This window comes from Candidatus Tisiphia endosymbiont of Nemotelus uliginosus (genome assembly GCF_964264835.1).
In the GTDB taxonomy this organism is placed as follows: domain Bacteria; phylum Pseudomonadota; class Alphaproteobacteria; order Rickettsiales; family Rickettsiaceae; genus Tisiphia.
Map to the genome: position 1 here is coordinate 551,714 of NZ_OZ183485.1, position 19,833 is coordinate 571,546.

The 19,833-nt window shown below is 33.9% G+C and carries 20 protein-coding genes and 1 pseudogene; 10 read left to right on the plus strand and 11 right to left on the minus strand.

All coding sequences use genetic code 11. From position 1 onward, the window contains the following. Positions 1-33 precede the first annotated feature (33 nt). The 4 genes from ACFELV_RS02425 to mnmA all read right to left on the minus strand — a co-directional run bounded on the left by ACFELV_RS02425 (position 34) and on the right by mnmA (position 4,127). Positions 34-210, minus strand: coding sequence for an HIG1 domain-containing protein (locus tag ACFELV_RS02425; RefSeq protein WP_375326600.1), 177 nt, complete (start codon positions 208-210; stop codon positions 34-36). Positions 211-255: 45 nt separating this feature from the next. Next, the gene (hisS, locus tag ACFELV_RS02430; protein WP_375326601.1) at positions 256-1,527 is read right to left on the minus strand and encodes a histidine--tRNA ligase; all 1,272 of its coding nucleotides are present in this window, start codon (positions 1,525-1,527) and stop codon (positions 256-258) included. Beyond that, entirely contained in the window at positions 1,524-2,924 is a 1,401-nt protein-coding gene (locus ACFELV_RS02435; protein WP_375326602.1) for an amino acid permease, read from the minus strand. Before ACFELV_RS02435 ends, hisS begins: the two co-directional genes overlap by 4 nt. A 105-nt stretch (positions 2,925-3,029) precedes the next feature. Next, the gene (gene mnmA, locus ACFELV_RS02440) at positions 3,030-4,127 is read right to left on the minus strand and encodes a tRNA 2-thiouridine(34) synthase MnmA (protein ID WP_375326603.1); all 1,098 of its coding nucleotides are present in this window, start codon (positions 4,125-4,127) and stop codon (positions 3,030-3,032) included. Between the two features lie 366 nt (positions 4,128-4,493). On the opposite strand from mnmA, the gene ACFELV_RS02445 reads away from it, so the two are divergent. From ACFELV_RS02445 to ACFELV_RS02455, 3 genes are read left to right on the plus strand one after another with little or no spacing between them, the layout of a single operon-like run. Beyond that, a complete protein-coding gene (locus tag ACFELV_RS02445) occupies positions 4,494-5,918 on the plus strand; it encodes an FAD-dependent oxidoreductase (protein WP_375326604.1) in 1,425 nt (474 codons plus the stop codon). Continuing rightward, a complete protein-coding gene (locus ACFELV_RS02450; protein ID WP_375326605.1) occupies positions 5,893-6,261 on the plus strand; it encodes a hypothetical protein in 369 nt (122 codons plus the stop codon). Before ACFELV_RS02445 ends, ACFELV_RS02450 begins: the two co-directional genes overlap by 26 nt. Before the next feature lie 29 nt (positions 6,262-6,290). Next, on the plus strand, positions 6,291-6,914 hold the full coding sequence (locus ACFELV_RS02455) for a dioxygenase (RefSeq protein ID WP_375326606.1): 624 nt from the start codon (positions 6,291-6,293) through the stop codon (positions 6,912-6,914). A 16-nt stretch (positions 6,915-6,930) separates the two neighbouring features. Here the strand turns inward: ACFELV_RS02455 and lptM are convergent, their stop codons facing one another. Continuing rightward, positions 6,931-7,047 (minus strand): LPS translocon maturation chaperone LptM, encoded by a 117-nt coding sequence (lptM, locus tag ACFELV_RS07805; RefSeq protein WP_410521658.1) that lies wholly within the window; start codon positions 7,045-7,047, stop codon positions 6,931-6,933. Positions 7,048-7,099: 52 nt separating this feature from the next. Between lptM and ACFELV_RS02460 the strand changes: the two are divergent. The 3 genes and pseudogenes from ACFELV_RS02460 to obgE form a co-directional block, all read left to right on the plus strand. Continuing rightward, a pseudogene (locus tag ACFELV_RS02460) lies at positions 7,100-7,708 on the plus strand (TlpA disulfide reductase family protein); the annotation flags it as partial. 149 nt (positions 7,709-7,857) lie between these two features. Continuing rightward, entirely contained in the window at positions 7,858-8,784 is a 927-nt protein-coding gene (locus tag ACFELV_RS02465; RefSeq protein ID WP_375326607.1) for a S49 family peptidase, read from the plus strand. Then, positions 8,781-9,773, plus strand: a complete 993-nt coding sequence (obgE, locus tag ACFELV_RS02470) for a GTPase ObgE (RefSeq protein WP_375326608.1) — start codon at positions 8,781-8,783, stop codon at positions 9,771-9,773. Before ACFELV_RS02465 ends, obgE begins: the two co-directional genes overlap by 4 nt. A 79-nt stretch (positions 9,774-9,852) precedes the next feature. Here the strand turns inward: obgE and ACFELV_RS02475 are convergent, their stop codons facing one another. The 3 genes from ACFELV_RS02475 to ACFELV_RS02485 form a co-directional block, all read right to left on the minus strand. Next, a complete protein-coding gene (locus tag ACFELV_RS02475; RefSeq protein ID WP_375326609.1) occupies positions 9,853-10,161 on the minus strand; it encodes a hypothetical protein in 309 nt (102 codons plus the stop codon). A 110-nt stretch (positions 10,162-10,271) separates the two neighbouring features. Continuing rightward, positions 10,272-12,071 (minus strand): ABCB family ABC transporter ATP-binding protein/permease, encoded by a 1,800-nt coding sequence (locus ACFELV_RS02480; RefSeq protein ID WP_375326610.1) that lies wholly within the window; start codon positions 12,069-12,071, stop codon positions 10,272-10,274. Positions 12,072-12,161: 90 nt separating this feature from the next. Beyond that, positions 12,162-12,443, minus strand: a complete 282-nt coding sequence (locus ACFELV_RS02485; protein ID WP_375326611.1) for a glutaredoxin domain-containing protein — start codon at positions 12,441-12,443, stop codon at positions 12,162-12,164. A 160-nt stretch (positions 12,444-12,603) separates the two neighbouring features. Between ACFELV_RS02485 and uvrB the strand changes: the two genes are divergently transcribed. Continuing rightward, entirely contained in the window at positions 12,604-14,592 is a 1,989-nt protein-coding gene (gene uvrB, locus ACFELV_RS02490; protein WP_375327492.1) for an excinuclease ABC subunit UvrB, read from the plus strand. An 82-nt stretch (positions 14,593-14,674) separates the two neighbouring features. Here the strand turns inward: uvrB and ACFELV_RS02495 are convergent, their stop codons facing one another. Together ACFELV_RS02495 and ACFELV_RS02500 are read right to left on the minus strand one after the other, a co-directional pair. Then, entirely contained in the window at positions 14,675-14,824 is a 150-nt protein-coding gene (locus ACFELV_RS02495; protein ID WP_375326612.1) for an entericidin A/B family lipoprotein, read from the minus strand. Positions 14,825-15,012: 188 nt separating this feature from the next. Further along, a complete protein-coding gene (locus ACFELV_RS02500) occupies positions 15,013-16,062 on the minus strand; it encodes an RP853 family protein (RefSeq protein ID WP_375326613.1) in 1,050 nt (349 codons plus the stop codon). Positions 16,063-16,437: 375 nt separating this feature from the next. Here ACFELV_RS02500 and ACFELV_RS02505 point away from each other — a divergent pair, with 375 nt between their 5' ends. Beyond that, on the plus strand, positions 16,438-17,865 hold the full coding sequence (locus ACFELV_RS02505) for an O-antigen ligase family protein (protein WP_375326614.1): 1,428 nt from the start codon (positions 16,438-16,440) through the stop codon (positions 17,863-17,865). Positions 17,866-18,379: 514 nt separating this feature from the next. Here the strand turns inward: ACFELV_RS02505 and ACFELV_RS02510 are convergent. Continuing rightward, entirely contained in the window at positions 18,380-18,787 is a 408-nt protein-coding gene (locus tag ACFELV_RS02510; protein WP_375326615.1) for a hypothetical protein, read from the minus strand. 337 nt (positions 18,788-19,124) lie between these two features. Here ACFELV_RS02510 and ACFELV_RS02515 point away from each other — a divergent pair, with 337 nt between their 5' ends. Then, a complete protein-coding gene (locus ACFELV_RS02515; protein WP_375326616.1) occupies positions 19,125-19,589 on the plus strand; it encodes a helix-turn-helix domain-containing protein in 465 nt (154 codons plus the stop codon). A 23-nt stretch (positions 19,590-19,612) separates the two neighbouring features. Then, positions 19,613-19,804: a hypothetical protein gene (locus tag ACFELV_RS02520; protein ID WP_375326617.1), complete on the plus strand. Its 192-nt coding sequence runs from the start codon at positions 19,613-19,615 to the stop codon at positions 19,802-19,804. Positions 19,805-19,833 lie beyond the last annotated feature (29 nt).

Here is a 19,833-nt window from a genome sequence, read left to right on the forward strand (position 1 = left end):
TATCAATTAAAATCTTTAAATTTGCTGATTATCTTATTTTGAAAGGTAGAGAAAAGCAAGTAAACATACAGTAATTGCCTGCAATAGCACTCTTAGAGACATTAATTTTGAGCTAAATTTTTTCTCAAATTTGCCTCCAACTATCATGCCAATAAGCCCTATTACTAAGACCAAGCTAGTTAAACTTAAAGCAATCAATATATATAACACTTAACTCTCTCTAAAGTTTATTGAAATTAACAATTAAATTTCCATCTATTGATTATTATGCAAAAATTCAATAAGCTGATTAAATTGCAGTATATATTCTTGTTGCATATCAAGATCTTTGATTTTTAAGCTATTAGTTGTTTGCTCATCGTCCCCTATAAAAATCATATATCTAGCATTTTGAAAATTAGCTTTTTGAATCCTTTTGCCAATTTTCCCAGTAATATCTAAAATTATAGAAATATTTTCTTGACGTAAACGCTGGCTTAAAGTGAAACAATAGTCTACATTGTTATCGCTAATAGGACAAATAACGACTGGTCTACCTTGCAGAATATTATATTGTCTTAATAAAGCTAGCCTTTCAATTCCTGCAGCAAAACCAACAGCTTTCACATCTGGTCCTCCCATAATTTTACTTAAATTATCATAACGCCCTCCAGCTAAGATGGTAGACTGCGCTCCAAGGTTAGGAGCAGTAAATTCAAAAGCTGTGTGACAATAATAATCAAGGCCACGAACCAGCCTTGGATTAATAATATATGGTATATTTAATAAGTCTAAATATTTCACGAGCTTATCGAAATAGTTAGCAGCCTCATTACTATAATATTGTGTAATAATAGGGCTGTTTTTAATTATTTTTTTATCATTTTCATCTTTAGAATCCAATATGCGCATGGGGTTCTTAATTAAGCGCCTTTGACTATCCTCTGATAATTCAAATTTATAGTCATTAAAATATTCTACTAGCTTGGTTTCGTAAACAGCTCGTGTTTCAATACAACCAAGGGAATTTATCTCTAAAATTATATCTAGATTTAGCTCTAAAGCGTTCAGAATATCAAAAGCCAAGTTAATTGTTTCAGCATCGGCTAATGGTCCCTCTCCTCCAATATACTCACAATTTATCTGATGGAATTGTCTTTGTCGTCCAGCTTGTGGTCTATCATATCGAAATATTGGGCCTGCTGAAAAAAATTTTAAAGGCAATGATTGATACAATTTATTAGAGATGACCGCCCTAATAATTCCAGCAGTAAATTCCGGTCTTAGTGCTATATTATTACCACTTTTATCGCTAAAACTATATATTTCTTTACTGATAATATCTGATGTTTCACCAAGAGTACGATCAAAAGTTTTAGTATATTCAATTATAGGAGTACTCATGGGTTTATACCCATAAAGCCTCCCTATATCTTTTGCTGTGTTGATAATATATTCCTGAGTTATAAACTCATTAGGAAGTAAATCTTTAGTACCCCGCAGCGGCTGAATGTGATGAAGATGACTAGAACCTAATGGGTCATTCATGCTATTTTATTCCTTAACATGAAGTAATATCTTAAGATATATAAAACAAACATCGCAATAAACCAGATTATTAGCGCTTTACCGGCCGCCATAAGTCTAAAATCTGTATCAAATATTTGAATGACTAGTAAGTAAGTGCAAGCTATTAAAACAATAGGAACCACCACAAATACTGCAGGACACTTAAACGGCCTAACAGCATCAGGCATTTTTATTCTAAATAATATTACAATTAATGCAACTACTGAATAATCTATTAGTGAGCCCATGGAAGATAATTGAATAAGCAGTGACGTTGGACAGAATCCCCCTAAAATAGCTGCAAGGGCAGAGAATATTAATAGAGTAATATAAGGGCTATCATATTTAGGATGAATTTTTGCAAAACTTTTTGGTAGTAATCCATCTCTAGCAATTACATAAAAAATACGTGAGGTCGCATAGATATTCATCATCAATACGGTAGTCATACCACAGACGGCGCCAGTAGCTACAATTGCCGATCCTATCTTACTATTATTTAGGTTAAGAGCATGGGCTAAAGGTTGATCATTATTAAGCTCAGAAAAAGGCGCAATCCCTGTAACTAAGCCGGCAATTGCTACATATACTATCGTTGAGATTACTAAAGAGCCAATAATACCAATCATTAAATCTTTATTGGGATTTTTACACTCCTCGGCAGTAGACGCTATCGTACCAAAACCTGTAAAGGCAAAAAATAAGATAGAGGAGCCTATTAACATATTATTTACTCCAAATGGCTGAAAGTTTTGCCAGTTAGTAATATCAAAATGAGGAGTAGCAGATACTATAAAAGCAAAAATAGCTGCCATTTTTACCAATACTAAAATTGCATTTAATCTTTTACTATCTTTTGTGCCTAAATAGAGAATAAAAAAGACGAATACTACAATTAGAAAAGCTGATAAATTTATGATCCCTCCATTCATAGGCACAGTAGTGAGAAATTTAGGTAAATATATTCCCCCTGCTGCTAATATTGCCTGCACATAACCTGACCAGCCAACAGCAACTACGCCAGCCGCAAAAGCTAATTCCAATATAATGACACTGCCCATTAGCCAAGCAAATACTTCCCCAAAGGCTACGTAAGAATAGGTATAGATGCTACCTGAATCAGGTAACATAGTAGCAAGCTCAGTATAAGCAAGCGCTACAAAAATGCAGGTGACGCCCGCAATTAGATAAGATAACATCACCGCTGGCCCTGAATATTTAGCAGCAACTATCCCAGTCGTGACAAACACGCCAGTACCAATTATAGCTCCCAGCCCCAGCAATACTAGGTCAAAAGCTCCTAAAGTCTTACTAAGTCCTCTAGTAGCCCCTAGCTCTTTGATTGAATTAAAACTTTTTTTTGTAAAAAAACTCATTAGTGCTCCAATTTATAAGGGTAAATGAAATTTAATATTCTTTTAAATACTTGTTATACCTTAATTCTGAATCAACCTGAGCAGCTGTGATCCAAAATTTGCGTGTTATATAATCTCTCTAGTAATCCACCCGCCGCCAAGTACTCTATTATTATCGTATATTACGCATGCTTGACCAGGCGTCACAGATTTTTCGGCAGTCAATAATTTTACTCTAATTTCCTTATCACTCAATTTTGTTACCTTAGCAAAGGTAGCAGGCCTAGTAGACCTAATTTTCACTTGTACCTCCAGTTCTTCTTGTTCAAGCATTTGTCTGCCAAGCCAATTAACGTCCTTAATAGTAAACTCTAGCGATTCTAGTGCTGTACTTGGCCCTACATATACTATCTTTGTACTTGGATCTATTTTGACTACATATAGAGGCTCATGGAACGAAATCCTTAGGCCACGACGTTGCCCTATAGTGTAATTTATTATGCCACTATGAGTCCCTAGCTCAAAGCCATCTACGTGTAGAATCTTGCCTTCTTCATTAGCACCTTTACGTATTTTATTAATCACTGCTCTATAATTTCCATCCGGCACAAAACAAATATCTTGGCTATCTGGTTTATCGGAAATAGCTAACCCAAACTGAGTTGCCATATTGCGAGTTTGGTGTTTGTTTAATTCACCTAAAGGAAAATAAAGATAATTTAACTGCTCCATAGTAGTAGAAAATAGAAAGTAGCTTTGATCTTTCAACGGATCAATGCCTGTATGTAGTTCTGCTCCTTCCGCGCCATTTATTTTACGCACATAATGCCCAGTTGCTAGATGATCCGCGCCTAAATCTTTTGCTACTTTTAACAGATCTGTAAATTTCACTGATTGATTACATCTAACGCACGGTAGGGGAGTCTCACCTCTAAGATAGCTATCCGCAAAATCATCAATTACTGACTCTTTAAACTTACTTTCATAATCTAGCACGTAGTGTGGTATGTTAAGTTTAGCCGCCACCATTTTTGCATCGTAAATATCTTGCCCAGCACAGCAAGCATTTTTTTTCATGGCTGCCATCCCGTGATCATATAATTGCAAAGTGACCCCTATCACTTTATGGCCTTGCGATTGCAGCATAGCAGCAACAGTTGAGCTATCCACTCCTCCTGACATTGCTACTACTATGGTCGAGGCATTATTTACTTTGCTACTCATCTATTATAATATAAGCCGGTATTTTTAAATCTATTATCACCTTTTTCTATCCTCTTATTAATTGAGCAAAACAGCACATTATAATACTTTATGACTAAAATACAATATGATTTTTCATAAATTTTGTTAAATATTGTATAAAACATTTCACCATCTCCCTGCACAGAGCTAGCAGTAACAAAGCCTGAAGGAGCGCAAGCAGTACATATAAGTACGTGAGTACCTGAGATCTTGGGACACGATAGAGCGCAATTCTTGAAGTACATCGAGTATACTAGGTTGTGTTGACAAAATTGTTAATAAGCAACAAAATAAACAGCAGCAAATTGTCATTTAATATTAACCAAAGGTCGTCCAGATAACAGTATGATACCATTAAAAAAATACCATAACTATGATCTAATAATTATTGGAGCCGGAGGCTCAGGACTGGCTGCTGCTATTTATGCTGCAAGAAATGGCTGTAAAGTAGTAGTAATTAGCAAAGTACATCCAATGCGTAGCCATACTGTTGCTGCGCAAGGCGGTATTAATGCGGCCCTTGGCAATATTATCAAAGATGATTGGCGTTGGCACGCTTATGACACCATTAAAGCTGGTGATTGGCTAGCAGATCAAGATTCCGTCGAAATAATGTGCCGACAAGCCGTTAATGCTATTAAGATGCTAGATGAGATTGGTGTGCAATTCAACCGAACATCTGATGGGCTTATTGACCAAAAAATTTATGGTGGTCAGAGCACTCATTATGGCTCCGGAGAATTAGCATACCGAGCTTGTTATTCAGATGATAGGACTGGTCCTTCTATTATGAAACAACTATATAATACAGCAGTAAATTTAGATAATATAACTTTTTTTAATTATAATTTTGCCCTAGAATTAATAATGCACCAGGATAAATGTTATGGGGTGGTAAGTTGGGATATCGAAAACGGTTTACTAAATATAATATACGGGACGAATACTATTATTGCCACCGGGGGTTACAGTCAAATTTATGTTACCACAACGTCCTCAGCAATTTGTAGCGGAGATGGAAATGGCTTAGCAGTAAAAGCGGGTATTAACTTACAAGATATGGAATTTGTTCAATTTCATCCGACCGCTATTAATCAGCTTGGAGTATTGATCACGGAGGCTGCTCGTTCCGCAGGAGGTACTTTACGGAACAGGCATAATCAGCGTTTTATGGCAAAATATGCCCCCAAATTCATGGAGCTCGCATCACGAAACGTAGTAGCAAGAGCTATTGCCACTGAAATAGCGGTAGGGGAAGGGTGCGGTGCTAATAAAGATCATGTATTATTAGATTTAACCCATTTAACAGCTGAGTATATTAAAAATAATTTACCTACTGTTTTTGAGAATTGTCAGCTTTTCTTAAAAAGAGATCCAAGTAAATTCCCTATTCCAATTGCTCCTGCTGCTCATTATACTATGGGGGGCATTCCTACTAATAAATTTTGTCAAGTAGTAAAATTTGATCAAGAGGAGAAGCGAGTTGAAGGATTATATGCTATAGGGGAGGCTGCCTCTACTTCGGTGCATGGGGCTGGTAGGCTTGGTTGTAATTCATTGCTTGATTTAATAGTGTTTGCTAGAGTAACTGTTGAAAAGATTGTTAATGATCCCCACCCTCCTGCTTGTAGTACAAGTGTTGATAGTAGAGAATTGGTAGAAGCAATAGTTAATAGATTTTTCGAACATTTTGCAAAAAAAACAAGAAAAAGCGCATATGTTAAAACGAGAGCTGAAGTTATTAATGCAAAAAAACGTTGGAGTATTTAGGTCAAAAAATAATTTGATTGAAGCAATTAAAACTTTTGATAATATTAAACAAGTTTATAATAATAGTGGAGTGCAAGATAGTTCACTATTGTGGAATTTAGAATTACAGGAATATTTAGAAGTAGGAAATATGATTATTTCTGCAGAAGCAACTATATGTTCTGCGCTCTGGCGCTGTGAAAGTAGAGGTGCTCATTGGCGCAATGACTATCCCCGTAGGAATGATAATAATTTTTTACATCATACTATTTATATTAATACGGATAGGCGGTGTGTCGCGCGGGCAGTACGGCAATCAATTGATAATATAGAAGCTTTCGAGCCAACTAATAGAAGCTACTAGCTATAAATTTATTAACAAGTTGAAATAACGTGAAAAAATTTTTATTATTTATAATATGTATATATTCGAGCACCGCTATAGCAAGCGGCGCTATATTCTCTAATAAACTCAATCGCTGTAAGATTAGTAAAAGTGTACTGAATAACTACGAACCGGAAGAGTTTCAACCAACTAATAATTTATTGAGGCAAACGGGGCAAGAAGCAACATATAGCGGAGCAAAAATTATAATAAAAGGTAAATTGTTAGATCAACATTGTGTGCCTATATCTGATGCGAAAATATATTTATGGCAAACTGGCAGGGATGGAAAATACCCGTATAAGCCTTTGCGAACGAAGGTTAATAAAAATATATTTAAATTAACTAATAGCTCTACTTTTACTGGTTCTGGCATCGCTACTACCAATAATAAAGGGGAATTCTATTTTATCACTCTCTATCCTGGACAAAATCCTAATAAGGCATATGTTAATATACGAGTAGAACATCGTGACCTTGGATCTTTACAAACTCAGCTCTTTTTAAGTAGCAAATTTGCACATGCTCAAAATTGTGGGGAAATTCATCATGCTTTATTTAACGTTTCACAAGAACTAACCGTTTATGATTTTGATATTGTAATGCCGGGTAGCACTTTACGTAGGTACTAATTTTATCGTACTGACGTTAATAGACTTCTTTAACTGCAACTTTATTAGGAAGTTCTAAAGGTTTTTTTAGGCCGCAAGAAGCGAGTAAGGTGAAGAGTGCTAAGAAGATGAAGAGCAAAACATTCTTTTTCATTATATTACAAACTTTAATATTGGAATCATATTTATATATTTACATTATCTAGATGAATAATAAGAAATACAATAAACTTTTAATTTTAATTATAGTGTTTTTCTTTATAATATCTAATAGTATTGCAGGTGACAATATTAAAACTGGTGTTAGGATGCTGGAGCAGGTTAGTGTGCCTGATTCCGTATTTTTCTTTGATGAAAAAGAAGAAAAACATTCCCTGGACCAGTTTGAAGGTAAAACGATACTATTAGTGTTTTGGGCTACTTGGTGCTCGGCTTGTGTAAAAGAAATGCCAGATTTAGATATATTACAAAAAGATTTTAGAAAATTACCATTTGAAATAATTCCTGTCTCACAAGATTATCAAGCAATAGAAGTGGTACAAAAATATTACAAAAATTATGATATAAGATATTTACCACTATATCATGACTTTAAGAATCAACTATTTAAAGCGTTTGAAATAGTAGGATTGCCAACTGCTATCCTGATTAATCCTGATGGTAAAAAATTAGTAAGTTTTGTAGGTTCTATAAACTGGTATGAGGCCAAAATTCGCCAAATTATTTTGTCTAATATTCCAGGAAATCACCCAGAGCCTAAAAATAGCTATCAAGAACAATCACTGAATCAGCCAGTGAACAAGAACCCTAAAGTGAATGACACTCCGGCCCAAAAAGAAAGTTCTGCAGTAGAAGAACAAACAGAAAATCTAAACCATAAAGGACCAAAAGCGGAAAAGCTCGACGATAAGTTAGATAATAATCCTAAAGACAAATAACCATATACATATAAGGAGCTGGATAAATGAGTAATAATAAGGCGCACAATAATACAATTGCTGGTACCGGATTTGATGGTGCAATTTCTAAACGTCAGGCCGGAAAGCTTACTCAATTATTTTCTATGTTACCTATAATAGGTTCTAAAAATACCCAAACAGTAGCTGTCCTCCACCTTAACGGAGTCATAGGTAAAGTTAATGCAGTCAAGCTAGGATTAAATATTGAAACTTTAAATGAGTTAATAGAAAGAGCATTTGATATCAAAAACCTTGTGGCTATTTGTTTAACTATTAATTCTCCTGGGGGCTCGCCAGTGCAGTCAGATTTAATTGCCAAACGTATTAGAACATTGGCTACCGAGAAAGCAGTACCAGTTTATAGCTTTGTAGAGGACGTCGCAGCATCGGGGGGGTATTGGTTGGCCTGTATTGGTGATAAAATATATGCTTCTAGGAGCTCAATTATTGGTAGTATAGGAGTAATTTTAGCGGGTTTTGGTTTTCCGGGTGCTATAGATAAGCTAGGTATAGAAAGGAGAGTATATACGGAAGGCAAAAATAAAGCTATCCTTGACCCATTCCAACCAGTCCAAGAAATAGATGTCAAAATTATTAAGAATTTACAAAAACAAATCCATGAGCATTTTATAGATTACGTAAAAGAGCGCCGTATTGGTAAATTAACCCAAGAAGATAGTATTTTGTTTAATGGCGAATTTTGGTGCGGTCAAACAGCGGTTGATTTTGGATTAATTGATGGTATAGATGACATGTATAATTTTATCAAACAAAAATATGAGAATGCTACTATCAAACATATTACCGTCAAACAATCCTGGCTTAAGAAGAATTTAGGTATGGCAAGACAAAATTTTGCTTATGAGTTATCTACTAATTTAGTAGAATCAGTAGATAACAAAATTAACTATGATATATATAAGGTGCGATGAATTTTATTGATGAAGCTAAAATATATTTAAAAGCAGGGAATGGAGGACATGGGGCAGTTAGCTTCCGCCGGGAAAAATATATTGATAATGGAGGACCAGATGGTGGAGATGGCGGCCGCGGTGGTAGCATAATATTTGAAAGTAATACTCACCTCAATACTTTAGTAAATTTTAGATATAAGCAGCATTTTAAAGCGGAAAATGGTGACAATGGAAAAGGAGCAAACAGAAGCGGCAAATCTAAAGCGCCAGTAATTTTACAAGTCCCCGTAGGAACCCAAATATTTTCCGAAAATACTGATTTCTTACTCTATGATTTTACAGCAGATCAGCAAAGTTTTGAAATACTTAAAGGTGGAAAAGGAGGCTTAGGTAATAGTCATTTTAAGTCATCTATTAATCAAGCTCCTAGACGTAGCACAGAAGGTGAAATAGGAGAGGAGATATGGGTGCATCTACGCTTAAAGCTCATTTCCGATGTGGGCCTTATTGGTTTGCCTAATGCTGGCAAATCTACTTTCTTAGCTGCCACCACTTCGGCAAAACCAAAAATTGCTGATTATCCTTTTACCACCTTAAGCCCAAATCTGGGGGTAGTTTATTTAGACAGTGAAGAATTTGTAATAGCGGATATTCCAGGTTTAATTGAAGGTGCCCATTTAGGACACGGCCTTGGTGACAAGTTCTTAAAACATATTGAAAGATGTAACGTACTTATTCATTTGTTAGATGCAACAAGCAACAATATCAGGGCTGATTACTTAACTATTAGAAATGAACTTAGCTCTTATTCACCGTTATTAGAAAAAAAAATAGAAATAGTTTGTTTGAATAAGACTGATGCTTTACTCGAACAAGAAGTCCAAGATAAGCTTAACCAGTTACAGAACGTGATACAAGGGGAAATTTTTACTATTTCTTCTTATTCTAAGAAAGGGCTAAATCAAGTGCTTAAAAAAGCATTTGAGGCTATAAAATATGTTCCTTGAGCTATTAGACTTCTTTTAGAACTCGCTTCTGGTAGGGAATTTGAAGAAGTCTATTCTAGGCTCTGTGAACTTTTCTATGCTATATTTCTTCATGAATTTCTGATGACAAGGTACCGGTAGTCTCAACCCCTTCTTCGTGAAAGTGGGGTTCTAGTAAAGCTAAATCGGTGCTGCCAGTAATATTTATTTCTGGGTTAATATTTCTTTTTGCATCTTTCTCCATAATTGTTGCAATAGTAAGCACTAGTGCACGGAATTTTTGAAGTAATTCTTCAGTATCAGGACCTACATCGTCAAAGTTCCACTTTGATATAATCTCCAATACCTTTTCTAATTCATCTTTAAAACTAGGGCTCAAAATTGCTAAGGGGGGAAGTGGCACCGACATATTATATATCACCATGTTGTTAATGAGGCATTATATATATCACATGTATTAATTTAAGTCAATAATAATTTAATTAATTAACTAAATTTTAATGAGAATAAAGGGCAATGTTAATCATTTCTTTTTATGATCGACCTAATTGATGAAAGCTCACTCTGTTGCTTATACCATAATCCTGCATAATGCCCTTTTAATGCTAAAAGCTCGGAGTGAGAACCACGTTCAATAATATATCCATTATCTATTACTATAATTTCATTAGCATCGATAATAGTTGATAAACGGTGTGCGATTATAAGAGTGGTATGGTTAGATGATAATTCTTTGAGGCTTGCTTGAATAGATTTCTCAGTATTCGTATCAAGGGATGAAGTTGCTTCATCAAAAATATAAATATAAGGATTTTTTAAGATAGTGCGAGCTATAGCAATTCGTTGTTTTTCTCCTCCCGAAAGTTTGAGCCCTCTCTCTCCTACTGTAGTGTTATACCCATCTGGTAGAGAGATAATAAAGTCATGTATATGTGCTTTTTTTGAGGCATTTATTATTTCTTCTTGGGTAGCTTTGATATTACCATATGCTATATTATAGTAGATGGTATCATTAAATAATACCGTATCTTGTGGAACAATTCCTATTGCTTGACGTAAAGAATTTTGGGTGACCTCTCTTATATCTTGTCCATCAATGGTAATTTGACCAGTTGTTACATCATAAAATCTGAATATAAGTCTAGAAATTGTGGATTTTCCTGATCCACTATGCCCTACAATCGCCAAGGTATTTCCACCTTCAATGGTGAAGTTGATTCCTTTTAAAATGTTCCTGTTAGGATTATATGCAAAATTGACATTATCAAAAACAATTTTTGCGTTTGAAATTTTTAAAGGTTGGCTGTGAGGGTTTTCGGATATTTCGGAAGGGATATTTAATAAATTAAACATATCTTCCATATTAATTATGGCGCTTTTAATCTCCCGGTAAGCAAATCCTAACATATTGAGAGGGATAGATAATTGAATTATATAAGTATTTACTAAAACAAAATCTCCAATGGTCATATTACCGTCTTGAACCTCAAACCCAGCTAAAAGCATAACTCTAACTAATCCTAATGCTATAATAACCCCTTGCCCAATATTCAACACAGATAAGGTAGCATAGTTTTTGACTGCGGCGTCTTCATATTTTATTAAGGATTGATTAAACCTGTCACTTTCATAATTTTCATTACCAAAATATTTTACCGTTTCAAAGTTTAATAAACTATCAAGCGCTTTAGTATTAGACTGATTCTCATTTTCATTCATTTGTCTGACAAACGCAATACGCCACTTACTTACCCATAAAGTAAATATTACATAGAATATCATAGTAGTTAAGGTGATTATAGAAAACCAAAAACCATAACTAAACCATAGGATCCCACAAACTAGTACGATCTCAAAACTAGTAGGAATAATATTAAAAATGGAAAAACGTAAGATAGTCTCTATTCCTTTCACGCCTCTTTCAATCGACCTACTGATTCCTCCAGTTTTTCTATTAATGTGAAAGCTTAAGCTTAGTGTATGCATATGATCAAATACTTTGAGCGCTACCTGCCTGGCTGCCCGTTGTCCGACTCTGGCAAAAATTCCATCCCTAAGTTCAGCAAAGATTACTGAAAATATTCGCGTTCCTCCATATGCTAATAACATTCCTGAAAATATTATTGTCGTTAAGTTGTGCGTTAAATTATCTATAGCGTATTTATAAGTAATCGGAATCGCTAAACTAATGATTTTAGCTATTATTAGGCATAATAGGGACCAAATAACACGAGAGCGAATCTCCAAGTCCTTAGACCACAAATAAGGTAGGAGCAAGCAAAAGAAATTCTTTTTACGAAGGGGTGGAAGACAATACATCTGGAATATCCTGGAAGAACAATTAAACTAATGATTACAAATAGTGGTAATTCGATATAATGAAGTTATATCGAATTACTGATAAGGTAACTATTTTGAATTTTTTAGCAATTCGTCTAGTTTACCTTGCGTCTCCAGCTTTTCCAGGTCAGTATAGCCCCCAACTGATTGACCATCAATTAATATATGCGGGAATGTTACTTTTCCCTCAGATGTATTACCTACTTTCGCTTTTTCTTCGATGGTAAAGTCATCTACCACTATTTCCTGATAAGTTACGTTTTTTTGATTTAATAGAGCTTTAGCTTTTGCACACCAGGGGCAAGTTGATAATGTATAAATGATTACTACATGTAAGAAGGTTTTATTCATATTTTACCTATAATATTTAAGTTTGGTTTCTTAATTTTGCAGAACTAGTTATATCGTACTTATTATAATTTATTAAAAATTCTTCAATTTTATAGTTATAGTTAGTAATAGGATAGTATATTATCGAGACCAATAATTTTTAGCAAGTGACAAATAAATGATCAATAAGTTTTCTATTAAATCCCCCTATTCTCCAGCTGGGGATCAGCCAAAGGCAATTAAAGAAATTATTAAAGGGATTGAAGCAGGAAAGCGTTCTCAAATGTTACTTGGTATTACTGGCTCAGGTAAAACTTTTACTATGGCCAATATAATTGCTTATTTGCAGCGTCCTGCCCTTGTCATGGTGCATAATAAAACATTAGCGGCTCAAATCTACTCAGAAATGAAGGCAATTTTTCCTAATAATGCTGTGGAATATTTTGTCTCATATTATGATTATTATCAGCCAGAAGCATATATTGCCAGAACTGATACTTATATAGAAAAAGATTCTTCAATTAATGAACAAATAGACTTATTAAGACATTCTGCCACTAGATCATTATTAGAGCGCCGTGATGTAATAGTAGTATCATCAGTCTCTTGCATCTATGGTCTTGGCTCGCCAGATCTTTATTATCAAATGACTATCACACTTAAAGCAGGCCAGACTTATATTAGAGAGAAATTGCTGAATGATTTGGTAAATTTACAATATGAGCGTAATGATATAGGTTTTGAACGAGGAACTTTTAGAGTAAGCGGAGATAATATTGATATATTTCCCGTGCATTATAATGATAAAGCTTGGCGATTATCGTTTTTTGGTGATGAACTTGAATATATCAGAGAATTTGATCCATTAACCGGTGAAAAATTAGTTCATTTAGATCAGGCGGTGATTTATGGTAGTTCTCACTTTGTCACCCCAAAAGAAGTAGTGCAAAAGGCTATTTCACAAATAGAGGCAGAATTACAACAACGTTTAGAATTTTTGAATAAACAGGATAAATTACTGGAAGCTCAAAGGCTAAATCAGCGTACTCAATATGATATAGAAATGTTGATGGAGCTTGGAAGTTGTAAAGGGATTGAGAATTACTCCAGATTTTTGACAGGTAAAGCTTCTGGGGAGCCTCCTCCTACTTTATTTGAATATTTACCTAAAGACGCATTATTATTTGTTGATGAAAGCCATGTATCTGTCCCTCAAATTAGGGCTATGTATAATGGCGATAGAGCACGAAAAGAAGCATTGGTAGAGCATGGTTTCCGTTTGCCTTCAGCACTAGATAATAGACCATTAAAATTTGAAGAATGGCAAGAGTTTCGGCCTCAAACAATTTTTGTTTCAGCGACTCCAGCACCTTTTGAATTAGCAGAAACTGCAGGTATAGTAGTAGAACAAATTATCAGGCCTACAGGCTTACTTGACCCTGAATGTATTATAAAACCAGTTACTAAACAAGTGGAGGATTTATTAAGCGAGCTCCAGGCTACTATAGCTAAAGGCCTGCGTATTTTAGTCACTACTCTTACTAAAAAAATGGCAGAAGATTTAACAAATTACCTACAAGAATTAGGATATAAAGTATCATATTTACATTCTAATGTGCATACTCTAGAGAGAATAGAGATTATAAGAGATTTACGCCAAGGTAATATTGATATTCTAGTGGGTATTAATCTATTACGGGAAGGCTTAGATATTCCCGAATGCGGGCTTGTCGCTATATTAGATGCTGATAAAGAAGGATTCTTACGCTCAGAAGTGTCCCTAATCCAAACTATTGGCAGGGCAGCACGAAATAGCCAAGGAAGAGTGGTATTATATGCTGATATTATTACTAAATCTATTGAAAAAGCAGTGGGGGAAACGCATAGAAGGAGAAAGGTGCAACAAGAATATAATCAAAAACATTCTATCATCCCCACCACTATTAACCATAAAATTCATGCCTTAGTAGAGTTAGAAAAGTTAGATGGTAAATTAGAGAATAAGAAACAAATTCATTCTCTATTAGATAATCCGACAAAATTAAAAGCGCATATTAATAAATTAAAAAAAGCAATGCTTAGAGCGGCTAGTAATTTGGAATTTGAAGAAGCAGCGAAGTTGCGGGACCAAATTAATGTGTTAGAAGAGGCGGCATTAGAGCTAAGCTAATTAACCTGAATCCACTACATAGTGAAGCCAGGTTAAAATGTATACACTTATCTTTTTTTGCGTCTCTTTGGGGAAGAAAATTCTATTTTTTATAACCATTTGGCTTATTTGTTTCTGCCGAATGTTCTAATTTTTTACCGCCCGCTTGCAAATCTTTACCTACCCCTTGCATAGTATTACAAGAAGTTAGCGCAGTAGTTAATAATAACATAGTAATAAATGAAAGACGCATTAATTTACCTTTAATATAAAATTTACACAAAAGAGCATTTGTTCTAATACAATAACAATTATAATATTATCATTCAATTATTACAATATAAAAGTAGTAGGACTGGAATGTGGCAGAGAGTTAATGAATTGAAGTTATGCAATGCTACTACATATTTTGGTAGATTTTTTATTGAAATTAAAATTATTCTACCTTTTTCTATCCGATTCTTTAATTTTACCTTCTTTCAAAAATCTTAGATTAGCATTATTAACATTAGGCGCAACCTGTATTTTATCAGGGTTTGATGGTATGTTTAATTTATCAATTCCCTCATTTATTTGAGGATGCGGCTGATTTATTTTATAGAACTTGGCTCCTGCTAATAATTGTTGGTCTGCTAAAAATTCGTTATCATTTTTATTCAAATTAACTTTTAACTCTATGATTTTTTCTTGCTCCCTAATAATGAATTTATCATATTTTAAAATTATCTCTCCAATTATCTCACCAACTTTAGGAGCATATTTTACTGCTAAAATAGTAGTTGGTACTACCATGAGGGCCAATGGCATCCCTGCGGTAGCTACAGTTACTGCCCCAACCACTATACCACAGACTGCTGTGACCATTTTACTACTTGCTTGTTTAAATGTTTCGATTTTTTTCGAGCACTGAGAGGTAGCATTGGCTATTTTATTAAGTTCTAAATTAATTTGCTTACTTATTTCTATCACACTTTGAGATTTTTTAAGAGCTCCCATTACTATTCCCCTAAATGTGGTAGGATCAACTTGAATAAAATTTATTTTTTCATAATTATTTTTTTCTCTTAATAAAGTTTTAAGAACTAACTTAATAATATTGATTTTGTCGAAAGTCAGTGTACTAAAATATATATTTATTAAAGTATTAATTATTATATCTTCTGACTTATTAATAATATTCTCTCCATCTAATAAATCACCTATATCAATAGAAATAGCAACTGCAAATAACATTAGCACCATGTTAAAGCTCTCATCTGTTATTACTTTTTTTCCAATAAAAGCCGTTAATTTATGTAAACAATTACTTATATGTTCTTTTATGTTAGGAGTAGGATGGACTCTAATTTCATGATCAATACTAATTATGCACGCAAGTGTTGAACATAATTGTTTGGGTATATGGTTACGTAAAGCTTGTCTAAACGCTTTTTCGCATATTGTAATATTTATAAGATTAAATCTCTCTCTAATGTCAGGAGGTAGGCTCATTAATTTACCCTATTAATTTTATTGACTCTCTTGCTGCCCGTTAGGTTGGCTTGAGCATGTGAATTAGCATCTACTAAAGAAACATAATATAGCTAAATATCCCAAACTATAGCTATTCTTACGCATACTATACCACTATTAAGAGTTTTTGTCATTGATCCTCTACTTTTAGCAATAATTTTCGGGGAGGGAACGATAGAGAGTCTTATATAAAATTCAGTATAACAATAATTATTGAACATTATTAACTTGTATTATATAACGTTCATGAGGTCGTCGTGCCATGATGGTTACGTCAGTTGATCAAATCTTTATCAAAAATACTTGGCAAGTAATGACAAATAATTTTGATTATATTTTTATAGGGTAACTTCAATGTTATACAAGTTAATTTCCATATTAGTAGCAATAATTCCAGTAATTGGTTTAGTGTCTGGCTTTTCTGTTGCAGTAACTATCCCTATTTTCTTACTACTAATATTGATTGGACTGCGAGATAAGCTCTTTGTTAACTTGAAATATGCAACCATTCAAAATCATTTATTATCAAAGTGGAAATTAGAATTAATCTTTGGCCTCTGGTGTTTTATAACAATTTGTTATTCACCAAATTACCTTGGGTCCTTATTTGTATATATCCAAATTTCTTTAATTATATTAATAGGATTGATAGTAAATAATAATATTGAGCAGCTACCTATAAATGTAACGGTTGTCACGCGATATTTTATAATTGGGATGAGCATTGCAATTAGTCTATTTTTTATAGAATATTTTTCTTATGGCATTATAACCCGAGGATTTCGTGCTATTTTTCAGCCAAAAACTTCTGGACATTTCTTTTTATTTACCCTTGATCGGGGATGTGCTTTATTATCAGTTTTTTCATGGATAGTAATTGCTATATTGATGCAATACCATAAATATCTTCTAGCACTAATATATTATCTATTAATTATCTATTTATTATTTATTTCAGATAGCCTTGCCAGCTTTTTAGCTTTTATGGTAGGTGGATTAGTGTTTTTAATTAGTAGGTTATCAATCACTAGATCATTACAATCAATTTTTCTCAAATTATTTATTATAGCTGTGCTAACTGGCTCAATATTAATGCCTATCATTTCCTATAAGATTGATCCATATGAAGCTTCAGATCACTACGCTAATTTTCTCCCACATTCTGCAAAACATCGTCTTTTTATTTGGCATTTTATTGCTAAGAAAATTGTAGAAAAACCAATGTTTGGCCATGGATTTTCTGCGTCAAGGTATTATTCACAGTATTATCAAGCTAATAACGAGAAGATAATTACTTATAATCAGTGGTCATTGCCACTATTTCCTCTACATCCACACAATAATATAATGCAGATTCTGTTTGAAACAGGTTTAATAGGATTCTTATTATTTTTATTATTAGTTCGAAAATATATTAAACAAATGGCCAATTTAGCCTTATTAGCAAGTCCAGCAAATGATATACTGTTCTCAGGTGATTTTGCTGCTAGACGCGGTGGAGCAAAGCCTATAGATAATGGGCGAACGACGAGTAATGACGCATGCAAATTCATATCAGAGAAGTATAGATACTCAAAAATAAGCGCTACAATATTAAATCATACTGCTATTTCTTATGCCATTTTTATAAATTATTATATCATTGGTATGATTTCCTGGAATATTTGGCAAACATGGTGGGTGTGTACTGCTTTTGGCACAATTATTTTATTTCAACTACTAGTACATAAAATCAATTTGCATGCAGCAATTCCCGCTAGGTCTGACAAACATGATATATAAGCCTATTTCAGCATTTAATTTTCGCACTGTTTTCTCAGTAAAGCCTTGTCTCCCTGCTGTTTCTAAAAGATGACTAGCGGGCATTGCTGATGAGTATACTTCATGGAGATAGGGCCTTACGCAGGAAGTCTATTGTGAGCGAGCAAGGCATCCAGGCAAAACCTACAAAATACGATGATTTAAGTGATTTGTCCTGGATTGCTTCGTTGACTTATAGATGACCCGCAATGACAAAAGTAATGCGCCTTCCATAACAAATGTACGGTATTATGATCAAGGTGATTGGTCTTAAAATTTTATAGAATGTTTTTATGCACATCTTTTCCCCTTAGTCCTTTAGGTTGTATTGACAAAAAGAATAACAAGCTCTTAGATTGTTACAATATGATAAAAAACATTCTGCAAGATGCGCCTTGAAGAGCTATAACTATTGTTAATACTAAGCGAGAAGAAAAGCTCAATTTTGATTTAGTGTTACTTGCCTTGCGTTATCAGTAAAAAATAATAGTAATATTTAGCTATGCCTGCGCCTTATGTTTTGTGTGTTTTCCAATTGTCTAGCAGAAGCAAACTTGATAAGGGGGGTTAGTGAAGGAATCTTGTTTTTTAATGCATTCCTAAACTTAGACTGACGTTTATGTAGTTTGATAATTTCCTTAGTAACTTTTACCACAAAAGTAGGCTCAATCCCTCCTTCGAGGCAGGTCGATTTAAATGATTCCCCTCCTCCGAAGATCCAAGCTTTTGCTTCTTGTTCAAATTTTTTTGCTATTGGCACTTCGGATATATTGGTTGCATCAATAATTGCTTGGGTAATGATTGCTTTACGTAAGGCAATATCAGGAGACGCAGTATATGATTTAAGACGTTCAAAGGGCGCCTGAAATTTAATAACGTTAGCAATATTATCTCTATTAATCATACTTTTTTACCTAATTTATATTAATATTAAACTAAGAAGTATAAGGATTTTTATTTGACTACTAATAGTTTCCTACTAAAAAATATATAATATTTAAAACTGTTTTAATAATCTGGGGTGGGTACAGCTATTGAATAATGTTCACTACTCGCAAAGAGGTCGCTTAAGCCTTTTTGGTTAATCATCTTTCAACATTGATTCCATATTCCTTTTGGTTGAATAAGAGATTTAATAGACATGACTTTTTGCTATTTGCCTTCAATGAATTAAAAGATTTGTTCGCTTAATTATATTCTGCGTAACATCAGTTAGTAATTAAATTAAAATAATCACTTGATTGTCCTATAATAATATTCTATTTTTAGTTGAAAATAAAATTGATATTATTAAGTGCATGTATGAACACCCAACTCTCACAGATATAAATTTAATTATAGCCAAACGTTTAAAAGAGCGCCGTGAAATGCTTGGCATGAGTCACCAAGAGTTAAGCAAATCGGCTAATATCAATGTGAAACAAGTACAAAAATATGAGAATGCTACCATTCCAATAGCAGGAAGTGCGCTATATTTTTTGGCTAGAGAATTAAAGGTACCCCTTAAGTACTTTATCGATATACCACATATCAAACCACCTAATGAATATTTCTTTACTGCAGAAGATGATTATAAATTCTTTGAGCATATTATTGCCGAAGATTCAGAGGAGTATATAGCTCCACCGAAGGCGGATTGTCAATTTATTGCTGATTCCCCTGTTCGTGCAAAGAGCCTGAAACACATCCACCATCTTCCCAGTTAGATCCCGTAAATGTAAAAGAAGATTTGGGTCTAGATTCAGTACCCCAATTAACTGCAGAAATAGAGGAAGTCATGAAGGCGGAAATGTGCCATGCCGTACGCCAAGAAGTATTAGCTTTAGTTAAAGTATTCATAGAAGTACCAAACCCAATAATTCGCCAAAAAATCATTGAACTTCTTAGGGCTATAACTACAATACCTCTCGATCCTGATTAAAAATGGGAGAAAAAGTAATAGACCTCTTG

What these genes read in the sequence shown, in the direction of transcription:
- lptM (WP_410521658.1), bottom strand. Translation starts at nt 7,047, where the DNA reads ATGAAAAAGAATGTTTTGCTCTTCATCTTCTTAGCACTCTTCACCTTA.
- ACFELV_RS02495 (WP_375326612.1), bottom strand. Translation starts at nt 14,824, where the DNA reads ATGCGTCTTTCATTTATTACTATGTTATTATTAACTACTGCGCTAACT.
- ACFELV_RS02475 (WP_375326609.1), bottom strand. Translation starts at nt 10,161, where the DNA reads ATGTCGGTGCCACTTCCCCCCTTAGCAATTTTGAGCCCTAGTTTTAAA.
- ACFELV_RS02500 (WP_375326613.1), bottom strand. Translation starts at nt 16,062, where the DNA reads ATGAGCCTACCTCCTGACATTAGAGAGAGATTTAATCTTATAAATATT.
- hisS (WP_375326601.1), bottom strand. Translation starts at nt 1,527, where the DNA reads ATGAATGACCCATTAGGTTCTAGTCATCTTCATCACATTCAGCCGCTG.
- ACFELV_RS02480 (WP_375326610.1), bottom strand. Translation starts at nt 12,071, where the DNA reads ATGTATTGTCTTCCACCCCTTCGTAAAAAGAATTTCTTTTGCTTGCTC.
- mnmA (WP_375326603.1), bottom strand. Translation starts at nt 4,127, where the DNA reads ATGAGTAGCAAAGTAAATAATGCCTCGACCATAGTAGTAGCAATGTCA.
- ACFELV_RS02465 (WP_375326607.1), top strand. Translation starts at nt 7,858, where the DNA reads ATGAGTAATAATAAGGCGCACAATAATACAATTGCTGGTACCGGATTT.
- ACFELV_RS02435 (WP_375326602.1), bottom strand. Translation starts at nt 2,924, where the DNA reads ATGAGTTTTTTTACAAAAAAAAGTTTTAATTCAATCAAAGAGCTAGGG.
- obgE (WP_375326608.1), top strand. Translation starts at nt 8,781, where the DNA reads ATGAATTTTATTGATGAAGCTAAAATATATTTAAAAGCAGGGAATGGA.
- ACFELV_RS02450 (WP_375326605.1), top strand. Translation starts at nt 5,893, where the DNA reads ATGCAAAAAAACGTTGGAGTATTTAGGTCAAAAAATAATTTGATTGAA.
- ACFELV_RS02485 (WP_375326611.1), bottom strand. Translation starts at nt 12,443, where the DNA reads ATGAATAAAACCTTCTTACATGTAGTAATCATTTATACATTATCAACT.
- ACFELV_RS02510 (WP_375326615.1), bottom strand. Translation starts at nt 18,787, where the DNA reads ATGATTAATAGAGATAATATTGCTAACGTTATTAAATTTCAGGCGCCC.
- ACFELV_RS02445 (WP_375326604.1), top strand. Translation starts at nt 4,494, where the DNA reads ATGATACCATTAAAAAAATACCATAACTATGATCTAATAATTATTGGA.
- ACFELV_RS02505 (WP_375326614.1), top strand. Translation starts at nt 16,438, where the DNA reads ATGTTATACAAGTTAATTTCCATATTAGTAGCAATAATTCCAGTAATT.